This window comes from Streptomyces venetus (genome assembly GCF_039540295.1).
GTDB classification, from domain to species: Bacteria; Actinomycetota; Actinomycetes; order Streptomycetales; family Streptomycetaceae; genus Streptomyces; species Streptomyces venetus.
The window spans coordinates 312,473-325,755 of record NZ_BAABET010000010.1 but is presented as its reverse complement, the minus strand read 5'-3'; the positions used below and the strand labels follow the sequence as shown (position 1 = coordinate 325,755).

At 73.2% G+C, this 13,283-nt stretch carries 12 protein-coding genes; 5 read left to right on the top strand and 7 right to left on the bottom strand.

From position 1 onward, the window contains the following. The first annotated feature begins 26 nt into the window (after positions 1-26). Positions 27-743, top strand: a complete 717-nt coding sequence (locus ABEA82_RS30705) for a peptidoglycan-binding domain-containing protein (RefSeq protein ID WP_345664967.1) — start codon at positions 27-29, stop codon at positions 741-743. A 66-nt stretch (positions 744-809) separates the two neighbouring features. Beyond that, a complete protein-coding gene (locus ABEA82_RS30700) occupies positions 810-1,298 on the top strand; it encodes a flavin reductase family protein (RefSeq protein WP_345664966.1) in 489 nt (162 codons plus the stop codon). A 248-nt stretch (positions 1,299-1,546) separates the two neighbouring features. Here the strand turns inward: ABEA82_RS30700 and ABEA82_RS30695 are convergent, their stop codons facing one another. From ABEA82_RS30695 to ABEA82_RS30680, 4 genes are all read right to left on the bottom strand, one after another. After that, complete coding sequence (locus ABEA82_RS30695) at positions 1,547-3,952, bottom strand: SpoIIE family protein phosphatase (RefSeq protein WP_345664965.1); 2,406 nt, start codon at positions 3,950-3,952, stop codon at positions 1,547-1,549. Positions 3,953-4,057: 105 nt separating this feature from the next. Beyond that, complete coding sequence (locus ABEA82_RS30690; protein WP_345664964.1) at positions 4,058-4,624, bottom strand: antibiotic biosynthesis monooxygenase; 567 nt, start codon at positions 4,622-4,624, stop codon at positions 4,058-4,060. Positions 4,625-4,673: 49 nt separating this feature from the next. Then, positions 4,674-5,045 (bottom strand): hypothetical protein, encoded by a 372-nt coding sequence (locus ABEA82_RS30685; RefSeq protein WP_345664963.1) that lies wholly within the window; start codon positions 5,043-5,045, stop codon positions 4,674-4,676. A 266-nt stretch (positions 5,046-5,311) separates the two neighbouring features. Continuing rightward, complete coding sequence (locus ABEA82_RS30680) at positions 5,312-6,229, bottom strand: MurR/RpiR family transcriptional regulator (RefSeq protein ID WP_345664962.1); 918 nt, start codon at positions 6,227-6,229, stop codon at positions 5,312-5,314. Positions 6,230-6,395: 166 nt separating this feature from the next. On the opposite strand from ABEA82_RS30680, the gene ABEA82_RS30675 reads away from it, so the two are divergent. Both ABEA82_RS30675 and ABEA82_RS30670 read left to right on the top strand, forming a co-directional pair. Then, positions 6,396-6,557: a hypothetical protein gene (locus ABEA82_RS30675; RefSeq protein WP_345664961.1), complete on the top strand. Its 162-nt coding sequence runs from the start codon at positions 6,396-6,398 to the stop codon at positions 6,555-6,557. A gap of 55 nt (positions 6,558-6,612) precedes the next feature. Beyond that, the gene (locus tag ABEA82_RS30670) at positions 6,613-7,014 is read left to right on the top strand and encodes a DUF3662 domain-containing protein (protein ID WP_345664960.1); all 402 of its coding nucleotides are present in this window, start codon (positions 6,613-6,615) and stop codon (positions 7,012-7,014) included. Between the two features lie 74 nt (positions 7,015-7,088). Here the strand turns inward: ABEA82_RS30670 and ABEA82_RS30665 are convergent, their stop codons facing one another. The 3 genes from ABEA82_RS30665 to ABEA82_RS30655 form a co-directional block, all read right to left on the bottom strand. Beyond that, on the bottom strand, positions 7,089-8,633 hold the full coding sequence (locus ABEA82_RS30665) for a phospholipid carrier-dependent glycosyltransferase (protein ID WP_345665000.1): 1,545 nt from the start codon (positions 8,631-8,633) through the stop codon (positions 7,089-7,091). Between the two features lie 168 nt (positions 8,634-8,801). Beyond that, the gene (locus tag ABEA82_RS30660) at positions 8,802-10,715 is read right to left on the bottom strand and encodes a phosphatase PAP2 family protein (RefSeq protein ID WP_345664959.1); all 1,914 of its coding nucleotides are present in this window, start codon (positions 10,713-10,715) and stop codon (positions 8,802-8,804) included. Positions 10,716-10,855: 140 nt separating this feature from the next. Next, positions 10,856-11,755 (bottom strand): N-acetylglucosamine kinase, encoded by a 900-nt coding sequence (locus ABEA82_RS30655; protein WP_345664958.1) that lies wholly within the window; start codon positions 11,753-11,755, stop codon positions 10,856-10,858. A 272-nt stretch (positions 11,756-12,027) separates the two neighbouring features. Here ABEA82_RS30655 and ABEA82_RS30650 point away from each other — a divergent pair, with 272 nt between their 5' ends. After that, positions 12,028-13,161, top strand: a complete 1,134-nt coding sequence (locus ABEA82_RS30650; protein ID WP_345664957.1) for an ROK family transcriptional regulator — start codon at positions 12,028-12,030, stop codon at positions 13,159-13,161. The last annotated feature ends 122 nt before the right edge of the window (positions 13,162-13,283 follow it).

Here is a 13,283-nt window from a genome sequence, read left to right as displayed (position 1 = left end):
CCGAGCCCGGACGGAAGGAGAGCAGCGTGTCGACACCGTCCGAGCCCCGGCAGCCGCACGACGGCCCGGCCCTCGAACCCATCCGCGTCCTGCGCCCCCGCCGCACCGACGCCCTCGCGGAACTGATGCGGGAGTTCCAGCAGGAGGCAGGCCGGGAGCCCGGCGGCTACGAACCCGTCGAGCTGCCGGCACCACCGGCCGGTTCCGAGGAGCTGACGCAGGAGCTTCCGCCGGTCGCCCCCTCGACCCGCCGCTACGGAGACGGCCGTGTCGGACGCGCCGGATCCGGACTGCGCCGCACCGCTGTCACGGTGGCCGTCCTCGCGGCCGCGGTGATCGGCTTCGGCGGCGCGCTGCTGCTGCGCGGCGGGAACACGGACGACGAAGCGGCCCCCGCACCCCGGCCGACCCGGTCCGCCCCCACCCCGGAATCCACACCCACGCCCACGCCCACACCCACTCCCACGCCCACACCGCCGGCGTCGGCGCCCGTGGACCCCGATGGCGCCGGCACGCTCCGCGAGGGAGCCACCGGCCCCGAGGTGACCGAGCTCCAGCAGCGCCTGCTGCGCATTCCGGACGTCTACCGCGACGGCGCCACCAGCGGCAGCTACGACCCCACGCTGACCGCGGCGGTCGCCCGCTTCCAGCTCTGGTACGGCATCCGCGGCGACGAGACCGGTGTCTACGGCAACGACACACGTGCCGCGCTGGAGTCCCGCACGGCACCGGTGCCCGGCTGACGGCGTCGCATCCGGGGCGGCCCCCGCGGTGCGCGCCGGCCGCGCGGGCGCGGCAGGGATGCGAACATGGCGGGCATGGACGAGTTCATCGACCGGCTGAACCCCGACATGTGCCTGGTCACGGCCGCCGCGGCAGGTGAACGGGCGGGCTGTCTGGTCGGGTTCGCCTCGCAGTGCTCGCTCAGGCCCGTGCGGTTCGTCGTGTGGTTGTCCGAGCTCAACCACACCTTCCGGGTGGCCCGGAACGCCGGGGTCCTCGCCGTGCATCTGCTCGACCGCGAACAGCACGACCTCGCCGAGCTGTTCGGCGGGCACACGGGCGACGAGACGGACAAGTTCCAGGGCGTGCGGCTGCGGGAGGCCTACGGCGGGGCCCTCGTCCTGGAGGACGCGCCGGCCTGGTTCGTCGGCCGGATCGTGACGCGCGCGGGCGGCGGCGACCACGTCGGCTTCGTCCTCGACCCGGTCGAGTGGGGCGGACGGAAGTCCCACGACGGACCCCTGCTGCGACTCTCCGACGCCGTCGACATCTCCCCCGGTCACCCGGTCGACTGACCTTGCGCCCCGCGTTTCGAACGCCGGGCAACGGCTGGGAAAAGCAGGGCGGAGTCGCGCCCGGCCGACGTCACCCTGGGTCGGGGCGACATCCGCGCCGCCCGCTCCGCCGCGACCGAAGGCCACGCCCATGAACGGCTCCCGCATCCCGGGCCTGGTGCTGCCCACCCTGTTCCTGGTGGCCCTGGTCGTGGGCCTGTGGTGGTACGGGCGGCACCGCGGTGACTCGTGAACGGCGGCGTCCCGTCCTACCGCTCCCGAACCCCGGGAACCCGGACGTCCACCACGCACACGTCGTCCCGCCGCACCTCAGGCAGCATCCGTGTGAGCAGCGGCCCCAGCGACCGGGGCCCGTCGTTGGGCGGGGCCGCCACCGCCTCGGCGAGACGCTCCAGGCCACGGTCGATGCTCTCCGGAGGATGTTCCACCAGGCCGTCGGTGAACAGGATGAGCCGGTCGCCCGGCTCGAGCCGGCACTCCGCCTCCTCGTAGACCGGCGTGCCGGTCGCCCCGAGCAGCATCCCGCGCGGGCGGCTCAGATACCGCGCCTCGCCGTCCCGCAGCATCAGGAGCGGAGGGTGCCCGGCCTGGGCCCACACCAGACGGCGCTGCCGGGGGCTGTAGCGGGCCAGCACCATGGTGGCGGTCGTGTGCGAGTCGCGCGAGTGCAGCAGCAGCGTGTTCAGCCGGGCGAGCGCGCCGGTCAGCGACGAGCCCGTGATGACCATGCCCTTCGCGGTGAACCGGAGCTGCGCCATCGTGGCGACGGCGTCGACACCGTGCCCGGCGACGTCGCCGACCACCAGCAGCGCGTCCCCGTCGGGCAGTTCGATGGCACTGAACCAGTCGCCGCCGACATGCACACCCGCCTGGGCCGGCAGATAGGCGACTTCCACGCGCAGCCCGGCCAGGTGCACCGGCCGGTTGGCCAGCGGGAGCAGCGCGTGCTGGAGCAGGGAGGCCAGGGTCCGCTCGGCCTGGAGGACGTCGTGCTGGGTGAGGATCGCCCGCTCGCTCTCGACCAGGGCCAGCTCCGCCCGCCGCCGGGCGGTCATGTCCTGTACAAAGCCGTGCACCTCGACGGGCGTGCCGTTCCGGTCGGACACCGCCTCGGCCACGAGCCGCAGATGCCGGATCCCCCCGCTCGTCCTGATCCGGAACGGGACGTCGAACGCCCGCCCCTCCTGGCCGAGTTCGTTGACGGCGCGGGTCAGCGCCGGTGTGTCCTCCGGCAGCGCGAGCTCCGGCATCTCGTCGAGCGGCACCGGGCCCCGCGCGGAGTCCCGGCCGACGATGGTGAACACCTGGGTCGACCAGGAGGCCTCCCGCGTGGCCAGGTTCCAGTTCGCCCAGCCGAGGTTGCCCAGCCGCTGGATGTCCGCCAGCCGCTGCTCCTGCCGGTCGGAGGAACCGTGCCGGATCCAGGAGACGACGAGGGCGTCTCCCAGCGGTGCCACCCGCGCCGTGTACGTGAACAGCTCGGCGACCCCCGCCACGACCTCCTCGTGCGCGAACGGCTCGCCCTCGTACCGCTGCCCGGTGGCCAGCACGTGCAGACAGCCGCGCCACAGCGGCTCGGCCACCAGCGACGGCCGGAACTCCAGCAGACGCCGCCCGGCCGGCTCCTCGCCGGTCCGGCCCAGCAGGTCGCCCACCTGAGCGGTCGCGGCCTCCACCCGGAAGTCCTCGGCGGCGCCCGACGCGGCACACAGCGGCGTGAGCAGCATCGCCGCCACCGGCAGCGCCTCGAACAAGGCCTGCACCGCGTCCGTCGCGGCGTCGGCGGACCGCTCGGCCGGGGCGTCGAAGGCGCGCAGCCGGCCGGCGCACAGCCCGGTGACGCCCCGCAGGTGAGCGCGGTCGCGTGAGGTGAACGGCTCGGCCCGGCGGCGCAGCACGCCGATGCAGACCTCGGCCGAGTCCGCGACGACCACGGGCAGCCAGGCCCGCGACCGCCACCGCTCGGGCGGATCCCCGATCAGCAGGTACCGCTCCGCGTCCGCGGCGAAGTCCTCCAGCCAGCGGGGCTCGCCCGACCGCAGCGCGTCCAGCGCCGCCATCCCGCTCAGCGGTGGCACCTGGCTCCACTGCGCGGCCAGCTTGTCGTCGATGCCGGCGTGCCCGGTCAGTTCGAGACCGCCGTCGGGCCTGCGGGCGTAGATCATGACCGCGTCCGCCGCCAGGTCCGCGGCGAGATGCTCCAGCAGACACCGGGCGAGGTCCTGCGGTGTCATCACCCGAACGAGGGCCTGGCCGAGACGGGCGAGGGCGGCGGCGACGTCGTCCGGGGCGATCGTCTCCGCCTGCGCGTCGGCCGCGGAGCCGGGTGTGCCGTTTCCGTTGCCCTCGGCGACCCTGCCCGGGCGGGCGGCCATGGGGGCCATGGGGGCCAGTGTGCCGAGCGTGATCCAGCACTCCTCCAGCAGGGTGCGCCGCGCAGCCTTGGCCCGCTGGAGCAGGTGCTCTCCCGCCACGTCCGCGGGACACCCGGTCAGCGCCATCACAGCGCCCTTGGCCCGCTCCACGACAGCCGATGTCGCCGCCTGGTCGCGCAGCCGGTCCAGCTCGGCGCGCTGGCGGGCAACGATCTTGGCCAGTTCGACCAGGTCCGGCGCGGCACCGGGCTCCGCCGGGCTCACGGGCTCGCTCGTCACGCGTCGAGCATTGCACACCTGCGCCGATTCGAAGAGCGCCTTGTGAGCCCGGATCTCACCCGCTCCTCCCTGGCCCCGCCGGTCACATCCGTATCGCGGAACTCGTCAGCGGCCATCGCGCGGATACAGCCACAGCCGCAGCAGCCGGCTGAGCCGCGGCATCACCAGATACGTCAGCACCGGCAGCAGCACCAGCGGGAACACGGCGGCCCGCAACGGCAGCGGCCATCCGGCGGTCTGCGGGGTCACCAGCCACTGGATGAGCAGGACGAAGGGGTAGGCGCCGAGGAAGGTCGTGAGGACCATCTTCCAGCGAGGCGGGGCCTGCACCGCGGTGCCGGGCAGGCTGAACCACGTCTCCATGCCGGTCGTGGACTGGCGTTCGCTGCTGACCTCGGTGGCGATGTCCTCGATCCGCCGGTGCCAGTGCGCGCGCTCCTCCGACTCCAGCCAGGCGGCCAGCCGGTGCTGGTCGGACCAGCGCAGCACCGCGTGGTACAGGTGACCGTCCTCGGGCGTCAGCCAGGAGACGCCCTCGTTGCCGGGGAACTGCCGGGCGCAGCGGCTGATGCCTTGCGTCCACTCCTCGAACTGCTGCTCCCGGCCGGGGCGCACCTGCCAGGTCAGGACCGTGGTCACCGGCTCGCCGCGACGGACTTCGGTGGTGCTCATTCACTCACGGGTGCCACGCGTGGCGCGGCTCATGCCCTTCCCCGGCCGTTCAGGGGCGGTTGGCCTCGACCAGGGCCCGGGTGACGGCCCGGACGCTGCGCGCGATGTGCTGCAACTGCATGACCTCGGCCGCGTACAGCTTGATCGTGTGCTCGATGACCCCCTCGTGGAGGCCGAGCCCGGGCAGGTCGGCGCGGGCTGTCTGCAGGGCGGTGCGGGCCACCCGGATCTCGTGCTGGACCTGGATCTGTGCGTGCCGGGCGAGCAGGACCGGGTGGCGGACGAACACGGGGTAGCCGGCGTAGCGCGCGGGCACCAGCTCGCGCAGCCACTTGGCCGCGGAGCGCTCCCAGTCGTAGCTCCCGGGGGTCTTGACCTGGCAGGGCCAGTCCGGGCTGAGGCGCGTGGACGTCAGAGGCATGATCATCGCTTCCGGGTGTGCGGCGTCGTGAGGGTGGACGACGGGTCGGGGCGGCCCCGGCCTAGGGGATGACCGGGGCCGCCACGGACACCCGGGACGCCGGAGCGGGTAGGACCCGGCCTCCACGGGTGCGGAACGGATCCGGGACACCGGGTCGCGATCCGTGAGCAGTATTTATATATGCCATCCAGTTTTCAAGGCGCATGAAAACATTCATGCGTGCTTTGTTGTGGATGGCCCCGGTGTGTGGCCGTTGTCGGGGCGGCTCAGTCCCTGAGGAAGAAATGGTGCTGGTCGGCGACCTGTTCGTACTCCTCCAGCCGGGCCTGGGTGCGCTCCGGATCCGCGTCCGTCATGGCCTGGAGCAGCGCCGCGCACACCACGCCCGGGGCGGCGTAGGAGTCGAAGACCAGACGGGACCCGGTCCCGGTGGCGAAGACGACGTCGGCCTCGTCCGCGAGGGGCCCGAGCGCCAGGTCGGTGATCAGGGCGACCTTGAGGCCGGCGCCCCGCGCGACCTGGACGGCCGTGAGGGTCTCCTGGGCGTGCCGGGGCATCGAGAACGCCAGCACCCAGGTGCCGCCGGCCTCGCGCGACTGGAGCAGCGCGTCGTAGGCGACGCTGCCGCCCCGCGTCACCAGCCGCACGTCCGGGTGGATCCGCCGGGAGGCGTAGGCGAAGTACTCGGCGAGGGAGACGGAGATCCGCAGGCCCAGGACCGTGAGGGGCGTCGACGAGGACAGCTTGCGGCCGATGTCGATCACCCGGTTCGGGTCGGCGAAGTCCCGCCGCAGGTTCTCCAGGTTCTCGATCTCGGCGTCGACCGCCGCCTGCAACTCGTTGCCCTCGATCTCCTCCGCCGGGCCGCCCGCGAGGGTGCCCAGCGCGATCGACTGGAGTTTCTCCCGCAGGGCCGGATAGCCGCTGAAGCCGACCGCCGAGGCGAAACGCGTCACCGAGGGCTGACTCACGCCGACCCGGTCGGCGAGATCCGTGATCGACAGGAACGCGGCCTCGGTGATGTTCTCGATCAGGTACTGGGCGATACGACGCTGCCCCGGAGACAGCCGGGGCCGGTCGAAGAGCGTCCTGAGCTGCGCGGACGGGGAGACCTCCGCTTCCGGGGCGGCCTTCCCCGAGGTGATCGCGGATGCCTGTGCGCGTGCCTGCTGCGGCGATGGCACCGGTGCGCCTCCTTCGTCTCCCACGGACGTTCAACATAGCTCACGCACCGTGGTGACCAGGGCTTCTGTGCACGGCACATGAGTGCCCGGCCGGTGGATACCCGTGCGCCGGGCGGGAACCCGCCGCGGCAGAAGATCCCGACACCACCGACGAGGAGCCACCTTCATGACCGTCCCCGAGGAGAACCGTCCGAAGACGCAGACCACGGACGTGGTCCTGGACCAGCAGGACGAGAACCGGTCCCGGCCGCCGGGCGCCACCGGCCGCACGATGCGCGAGGCCCTGGAGGAAGCGGAGGTGCGGCCCGACGACTACGACGAGCACTAGCACACCCCTGGCCGTCCCGACCGAACCGACGACGCTTCCGGCAGGTGAGACAAGAATGGGCGCGCTGAGTGCGCTGGAAGAGACTCTGGAAAACCGATGGGAGGCCCTCTGGGCGCGGGTCCTCGACAAGGAGCCGGTCGAGGTGCTCGACGCGCTGCGACGCGAGTGCGACGACAACGCCGTGGTGTGCCGGGCGGGCCGGGTGATGGTGCCCAACGCCTACGACGTGGAACTCGCCGACGAGGTGCACGAGCAACTGTCGCGCCAGGGCACGGACGTGGGACAGGCCCTCACCGACAGCCTGTCCCGCCACGCGGAACGCAGGGGCTACGAGTTCGCGGGCCCGCTGGCGGTACACGTCGCGAGGTGCCCCGACGTCCCCAACGGCCGCTACCGTGTGGCCAGCAGGGTGATGGAGCACGTGAGCGTGGACGGCTTCTTCCACGCGGCACACTGAAGCGCGCCCCCAAGGGGCGCGGGGAACTGCGCGACCAGCCACCTCGCACCGGCAGATGGCGAACGGGCGCACGTTCAACGGCGATAGATCGTGATCGAATGCCCGATGTCGTCGACGGGGCGGCTGCCGCCGATCAACTCGGCCAGCCGCCCCGTCGCTTTCGCGGCAGCCGAGTCCGACACCACCAACAGCCCCCGCACCTCACCGGCCGGCACCCGACGGGGATCACGCGACTCGATGCCGTAGTACGACGGCACACCACTGCCCTTGTACACGAGCCACACCCGCTCACCCGCATACCGCTCACGCAACCGCGCGGCGAGCAGCCCGAGATCCTGCCCCCAGTCCACGTTGGAGTCGTGCAACAGCTCCCGGGTCCTGGCGGGCCCCCCGAACGCCTCGTTGGAATACGGCAGATAGAAGGGAAACGTCCGCAGCGAGCTGACCGCGACGAACGCCACCAGCGCCGCCACCCCGGCGCGGACCCACCGCGGCCGCACGACGAGCACGCAGCCCGCCGCCACCGTCAGGAACAGCGGCAGGAACACGGCGTACCGGGTGCCGAGATCCCGTGTGCCCTGCATGGCCGCGGCCAGCAGCACCAGAGGAGCGGCCAGCAGATACGGCGCCGCCGGCCGCAGCCGCCGGACCACGACCACCGCCACCGCACCCGCCGCCCACAGGACGAGCATGCCCAGCGGCGTCTTCACCAGCAGCGCGGCCGGCAGGTAGTACCAGAGCGAGCCCGAGTACAACCGGCCGAAGAGAAATCCCTGCCACGGCCGGTTCTCCAGCCCGAACTGGACGCGCAGACCGTCCCGGTAGGCCTCGGGGAACGGCATCAGGTCGACCAGCGCACCGCGAAGTCCGTGCACCGTGGGTACGTGCTGCTCCGGAGTCCAGCGCAGTTTCGGATCGACCGTCAGATACGTGACCCACACGACCGCGACCGCGGCCAGGGCCACGACAGCCGCGCCGGTCGCCGCCCGGATCAGAGCCCGGCGCCGGTCGTCCCCGCAGGCGTGCCAGACCGACACGGCGGCCAGTGCCGTCAGCACCGGTACGGCCGGCAGCATGCTCATCTTCGTGGCCAGGGCCGCCCCGAGGGCCGCCCCCGCCGGCGGCACGTACAGCCGGGGTCCGCGGCGCGCCCGCCACAGCAGCCAGGCCGACGTCAGCACGAACCCGGCGGCCGGCACGTCCAGCGTGGCGAGCGAGCCGTGGGCGATGACGTCGGGGGAGAAGCAGTACAGGGCGAGCGCGGCCAACGCCCCCGTGACCCCGGCCAGTTCACGGGCGAAGGCGAACACGACCAGCCCGAACAGCAGCGTCAGTGTGATCACGGGGAGGCGCGCCCACAGCATCAGCCGCCAGGGATCGTTGCCCTCCTCGTAGAGCAGACGCCGTCCCACCGCGCCCTGGTCGCCGGTGACGGAGGGACCGATGTGCGGATCCGCGAGGGCCACCCCGGCGCCGATGACGAGCTTGCCGAGCGGCGGGTGTTCGGGGTTGTGGCGCAGCCGGTGCTCGTGCGTGTACTCGACGGCCGCGCCCACGTACACCGGTTCGTCGATCGTCGGGGTCTGCCGCACGGCGGTGGTGACCATCGCGAAGGCCATCTGCGCGAGCAGCAGGGCCACGAGAAGCGGCACCGGCCACCGTCTGCCGGACCGCCTTCCCGCCCCCGCCGGTGACGGGGGCGGGAGCGACGCCGGACGCGGGAGGGCGGCAGCGGCCCAGAGGTCCCTCATGGACCCACTCTGCATCAGCCCCCGCCGCTCACGGCGTCACCGTCGCACGAGTCGCACCGACAGACCGTCAGCGGTGTACAGGGGCACGGCCCGCAGCGTCGCGGAGTCCAGCTCGACACGGTCGAACCGGCCGCGCAGCGCCGGAGCGGACAGCACCGGGAGAATCGTCCCCGCGGCCGGCGGCCGCTGGGCGTCGAGCCGCAGCGCCAGCACGCTGCCCCGGCCCAGCAGAACCCGTCCGCCCACCGTGAGCGCCGGGCCGTGACTCGCACGCAGCAGCAGCTCCAGCGTCGACTCGCCCTCCTGCACGTACGCGCCGCGCACCCGCAGGACCTTGTCCGCGCGCAGGGTGCCGCCCGTGACCCGGACGTCCCCCTCTCCCAGGGCGTTGGCCGAGGCGGCGACCAGCGTGCCGTCCGCGACGACCGTCCCGCCGTGGTAGCGGTTGTGGCCGGTCAGGGTGAGCGCGCCGGTGCCGCGCTTGGTGAGGCCACCCTCGCCCTCGATGTCGTGGCGCCAGCTGTCGGCCGCGTGGAAGCCCCTTGCCGCCGCGTCCAGCGTCACGGTGACGTCCTGGTCGAAGGCGCCGTACCCGTCCGCCGCGGCGAACAGGTTCAGCCGGCCCCACTGCTCGAAGCCGTCCAGCAGGACGTATCCGGAAGGCAACGCGGTCGTGCGCAGCACCTCTCGCCGCTGCGCCGCGCTCAGGTACGGCAGCCGCGTCTCCAGCAGCACCTCCGCGCCCTTCGGCACCGTGAGCGGGTCCTTACGGCCGCGGCGGGGCAGCACGTACGTCAGCTTGGGCGCGACGGCACGGGCGTTGGCTTCCCGGTCGGCGTACGCGTCACCGGCGTCCGAGTGCGCGAAGTCGTACAGCGTGTTCGCCGTCGTACCCGTCCGCTGCGTGAAGTACGCCAGCGCCTGGGCGCGTGCCGCCGCCTTGAGCTCCGCGTTCGCCGGGTCGGCCAGGGTCGCCGCCGTCAGGGCGGTGGCCATGATCCGGCCGCCGATGACGTCGACGGTGGAGTGCATGCCCGACATGATCCGGGTGTGGCTGAGCTCGAACGCCCGCGTCACCAGCTCCTGGAACCGCTCGGGCACCGCGTACGCCAGGGCCAGACCGGCCAGGTGGAAGGCGTTGGTGTGGCCGCTGGGGAAGCCGCCGTCGTCGACGGGGGAGGTGCTGCGCTGACGCAGCAGTTGCTTGACGACGATCACGTCCGAGTCGTACACCGGGTAGCCGAACTCGTCCGTGCGGCCGGTGTCGACGACCTCGCTGTCCTCGTTCATGCGCCAGGGACGCGGGTACTGGAAGGCGTACTTGCCGGGGTTCCCGGAGGCGAACGGGCCGCGCACGGTGTCGACGAGCTCGGCCACCAGGCCCAGATCCGAGGTGTGGGAACCGGCGCCCAGTGCGGACCCGGCGGGCGCGTCGGCCGGCACGGAGTCGCTGATCGTGGTCGGGGGAGTCGTGTCCGGCGCGGCGGTGATCGAGGTGACCGCCTTGGCACCCGCCTTGTACAGGTCGGACAGCGGGCCCAGACCGGCGATCATCGCGTAGCTCTGGTGCTGGCGGTCGTAGACGAACGCCTCCCGCGCCTGTGCCTCGGTGCGCGCGCCGGTGACCCGGGCGCAGTACCGCATGTTGGCGCGCAGCACCTCGGGGCTCAGCGGCGTGCCGGTGTTCCAGGCGGCGCCGGTCTTCCACACCTCGGCCATGCCGCCGAGGATCCGTACCACCGCGTTGGTCTCGGGTGTGAGGTTCGTCAGGACGTTGGTCCGGTAGTCGTCGACGAACGCGGCGGGAGCGGTGGCGGCCTTGGCGTCCGCGGCGCCCAGCCATCCGACCAGGGTCGGCGCGGCGACCAGTGCGGCCGAGCCACCCAGGGAGGTTCTGAGGAAACCCCTCCGGTCCAGCGTGGGGGAGTGGTGCCCGGCGGATGACGGCATGGGTGTGCCTCTCTTCAGTTCTGCGGCCGTGCGGCCCGGTGAGGTCGTGCGATCTTGCCTGATTCGAAGGCCGAGCGATGTCCCGTCGACGAGGGTTCGGCGGCCGGGACGTGTCCCGCGGGTGAACGCGCGGCCCCGGCTCACAGGAGCGAGCGCGCCAGTGCCATCGCGCCCTCGACCGGTGGCACCCGCAGGGGCCGGGCGCGGGCCGAGGGCACCGTGTCGGCCAGCGCGACGGTGAAGGAGTCGAACAGCTCGGACTGGGCCAGCACCGTGCCGCCCGCCACCACCACGTCGTCGACCGCGGCCCCACGGGCGGCGAGCCGGGTGACCAGCGCGGCGAGCGACCGGCCCGCCTCGTCGATCACGGTCCGGGCGAGCGCGGAGCCTTCGGCGGCCGCCGCGAAGACGACGGGAGCGTGCCGGCCCCACTCGGCGGAGACATCCGTGGCCTTCTCCAAGGCCGCGCCGAGCGCGGGCACCTCGGGCACATCGAGCGCGGCGACGAGCCCGAGCGCGAGCGCGTCGGGCCGTTCCCCGCGGTCATGGGCCGCCCACACGGCCCGTGCCGCCTCCCGGACGAGACCGGCGGCGCCGCCCTCGTCGCCGAGGACCGCGCCCCAGCCGCCCACCTGGACGGCGGTGCCGTCGGGCAGCCGCCCCACCGCCACCGAGCCGGTGCCGGCGACCAGACCGACACCCTTGTCCAGTCCGGCCGCGGGGACGAGGAGCTGTGCGTCGCCCACCACCAGCGCGGGCGCGTCGACGTGCGGCTGGAGCGCGTCGCGTATCCGCGCGCACTGGCGGGGGGTCTCGCAGGCGTGCCCGCCGACGGCCACGGCCGACGGGCGGGCGCCCGCCGGAAGCGCGTCGGCGACCAGCGCGGCCAGCCATCCGGCGGCGGTCACCGGGTCGTGCGGCCGCCAGCCGCTGCTCGCACGGACGTGGTCGGCCACGGGGACGTCGCCCACGAAAGCGCGGAGATGCGTCTTGGTGCCGCCTACGTCGATACCGACCACGAGGGGCGCGAAGTCCGGCACGGTTCCTCTTTCGTCGTTGCGCTGAGCTGCGACGGCGGGCGAACCGTGCCTGAAGGACGGGCAGTTGAAAGACTAGGGAAGCCCCGGGACGGGCTTCTGGCGGAGCACGGCAGGCGAGTACCGTGAACTTCGTTAGGAAGTTAACTAACGAAGTACAGTGCGTCAAGAGGAATCCCTTCGCCGCGTCCCCTGGAAGCGATCCGAGACGATCCGAGACGATCGACCCGGGAGCGCGGCCCGTTACCCGTGTGGGGGAACTGTTGGAACCTGACGTGGCAAGACCCCCTCGCCTGACCGAGAGCGCGGGCGCGGTGTTCGCCGTACTGGCCGAGGCCGGCCGGGCGACCCGGCCGCAGCTCGCGAGCCTCGCGGGCCTGTCCAAGCCGACGGTGTCGGCCGCCGTCGCGGAACTGGAGGGCGTCCGGCTCGCCGCCCATTCCGGCACGGCCTCCAGCGGTACGGGACGCAACGCCGCCGTCTATCGACTCGGCCCGGCCGCGGGGGCCGTGCTCGCCGTCGATCTCGGCCCCGCCCTCACCCGGGTCCGCGGCTGCGCCCTGGACGGCACGCTGCTCGCCGAGGCCACCGGCTCCCGGGCGGACGCCGCCGACGTCGTGCGCGAGGCGCTCGACGCGCTGCCCGCCGACGCCCCGCTGCGGACCATCGTCGTCGCCGTCGGTGACGTCACCGCGCCGCGCAAGGAGGGCGCCGGTATGCGCCCGGCGACCGCGAAGGCCGGTCCGGTCTTCGACGCCGTGGCCGTCGCGCTGCCCCCGGGCGTCCCCGTCCACCTCGAGAACAACGTCAACTGCGCCGCGCTCGCCGAACTGCACGAGGGTGCCGCCCGGGGACGGAGCACCTTCGGCTACCTGCGCATCGGCGTCGGTATCGGTCTCGGCATCGTCGTCGGCGGCCAGGTGCTGAGCGGAGCGAACGGCGCCGCCGGTGAGCTGGCCCGGCTGCCCTACCCGTGGGACGACGGCCGCGAACCACGCCACGAGGCCCTGGAGGAGTACATCGGCGCACGCTCCCTGCTGCGGCGCACGGCCGAGGCCTGGCCGGACACCGACGGCCCGTGCCCCGGCACCGCCGAGCAGCTCTTCGCCCTCGCCGGACAGGGCCGCGCCGCCGCCCGCGCCGTCGTCGAACGCCATGCGGTGGACGTGGGCCGGCTGGCCGCCGCCGTGACCGCGGTACTGGACCCGGGGCTGGTCGTGCTGGGAGGCAGCACCGGCGCGTATCCGCAGCTCCTGCCCGGTGTCCGGGCCGAGCTCGCCCGGCTGAGCTGGCCCACCGAAGTCGTCAGCAGCACGGTCGGCGATCTCGGCACCGTCGTGGGCGCCGCTCGGCTCGCGGTCTCCCGAGGAGTCCAAACCGTGACCCAGGTTGCGCGGGCGAAGGATTGACGGCTCCGACTCGATCTGCCAATGTCCGGACAAGCGCTTTCTGAGTCGGCCGGGACGTCGACTCCGGGTGAGCCTCCCGCCCGTACGCGAAGTACGGCAGCCGCACGAGGGCGTGCTTGTGC

Coding starts and splice junctions, on each gene's coding strand:
- ABEA82_RS30670 (WP_345664960.1), top strand. CDS start 6,613: ATGGGCGCGCTGAGTGCGCTGGAAGAGACTCTGGAAAACCGATGGGAG.
- ABEA82_RS30690 (WP_345664964.1), bottom strand. CDS start 4,624: ATGAGCACCACCGAAGTCCGTCGCGGCGAGCCGGTGACCACGGTCCTG.
- ABEA82_RS30700 (WP_345664966.1), top strand. CDS start 810: ATGGCGGGCATGGACGAGTTCATCGACCGGCTGAACCCCGACATGTGC.
- ABEA82_RS30660 (WP_345664959.1), bottom strand. CDS start 10,715: ATGCCGTCATCCGCCGGGCACCACTCCCCCACGCTGGACCGGAGGGGT.
- ABEA82_RS30675 (WP_345664961.1), top strand. CDS start 6,396: ATGACCGTCCCCGAGGAGAACCGTCCGAAGACGCAGACCACGGACGTG.
- ABEA82_RS30665 (WP_345665000.1), bottom strand. CDS start 8,633: ATGGCCTTCGCGATGGTCACCACCGCCGTGCGGCAGACCCCGACGATC.
- ABEA82_RS30685 (WP_345664963.1), bottom strand. CDS start 5,045: ATGCCTCTGACGTCCACGCGCCTCAGCCCGGACTGGCCCTGCCAGGTC.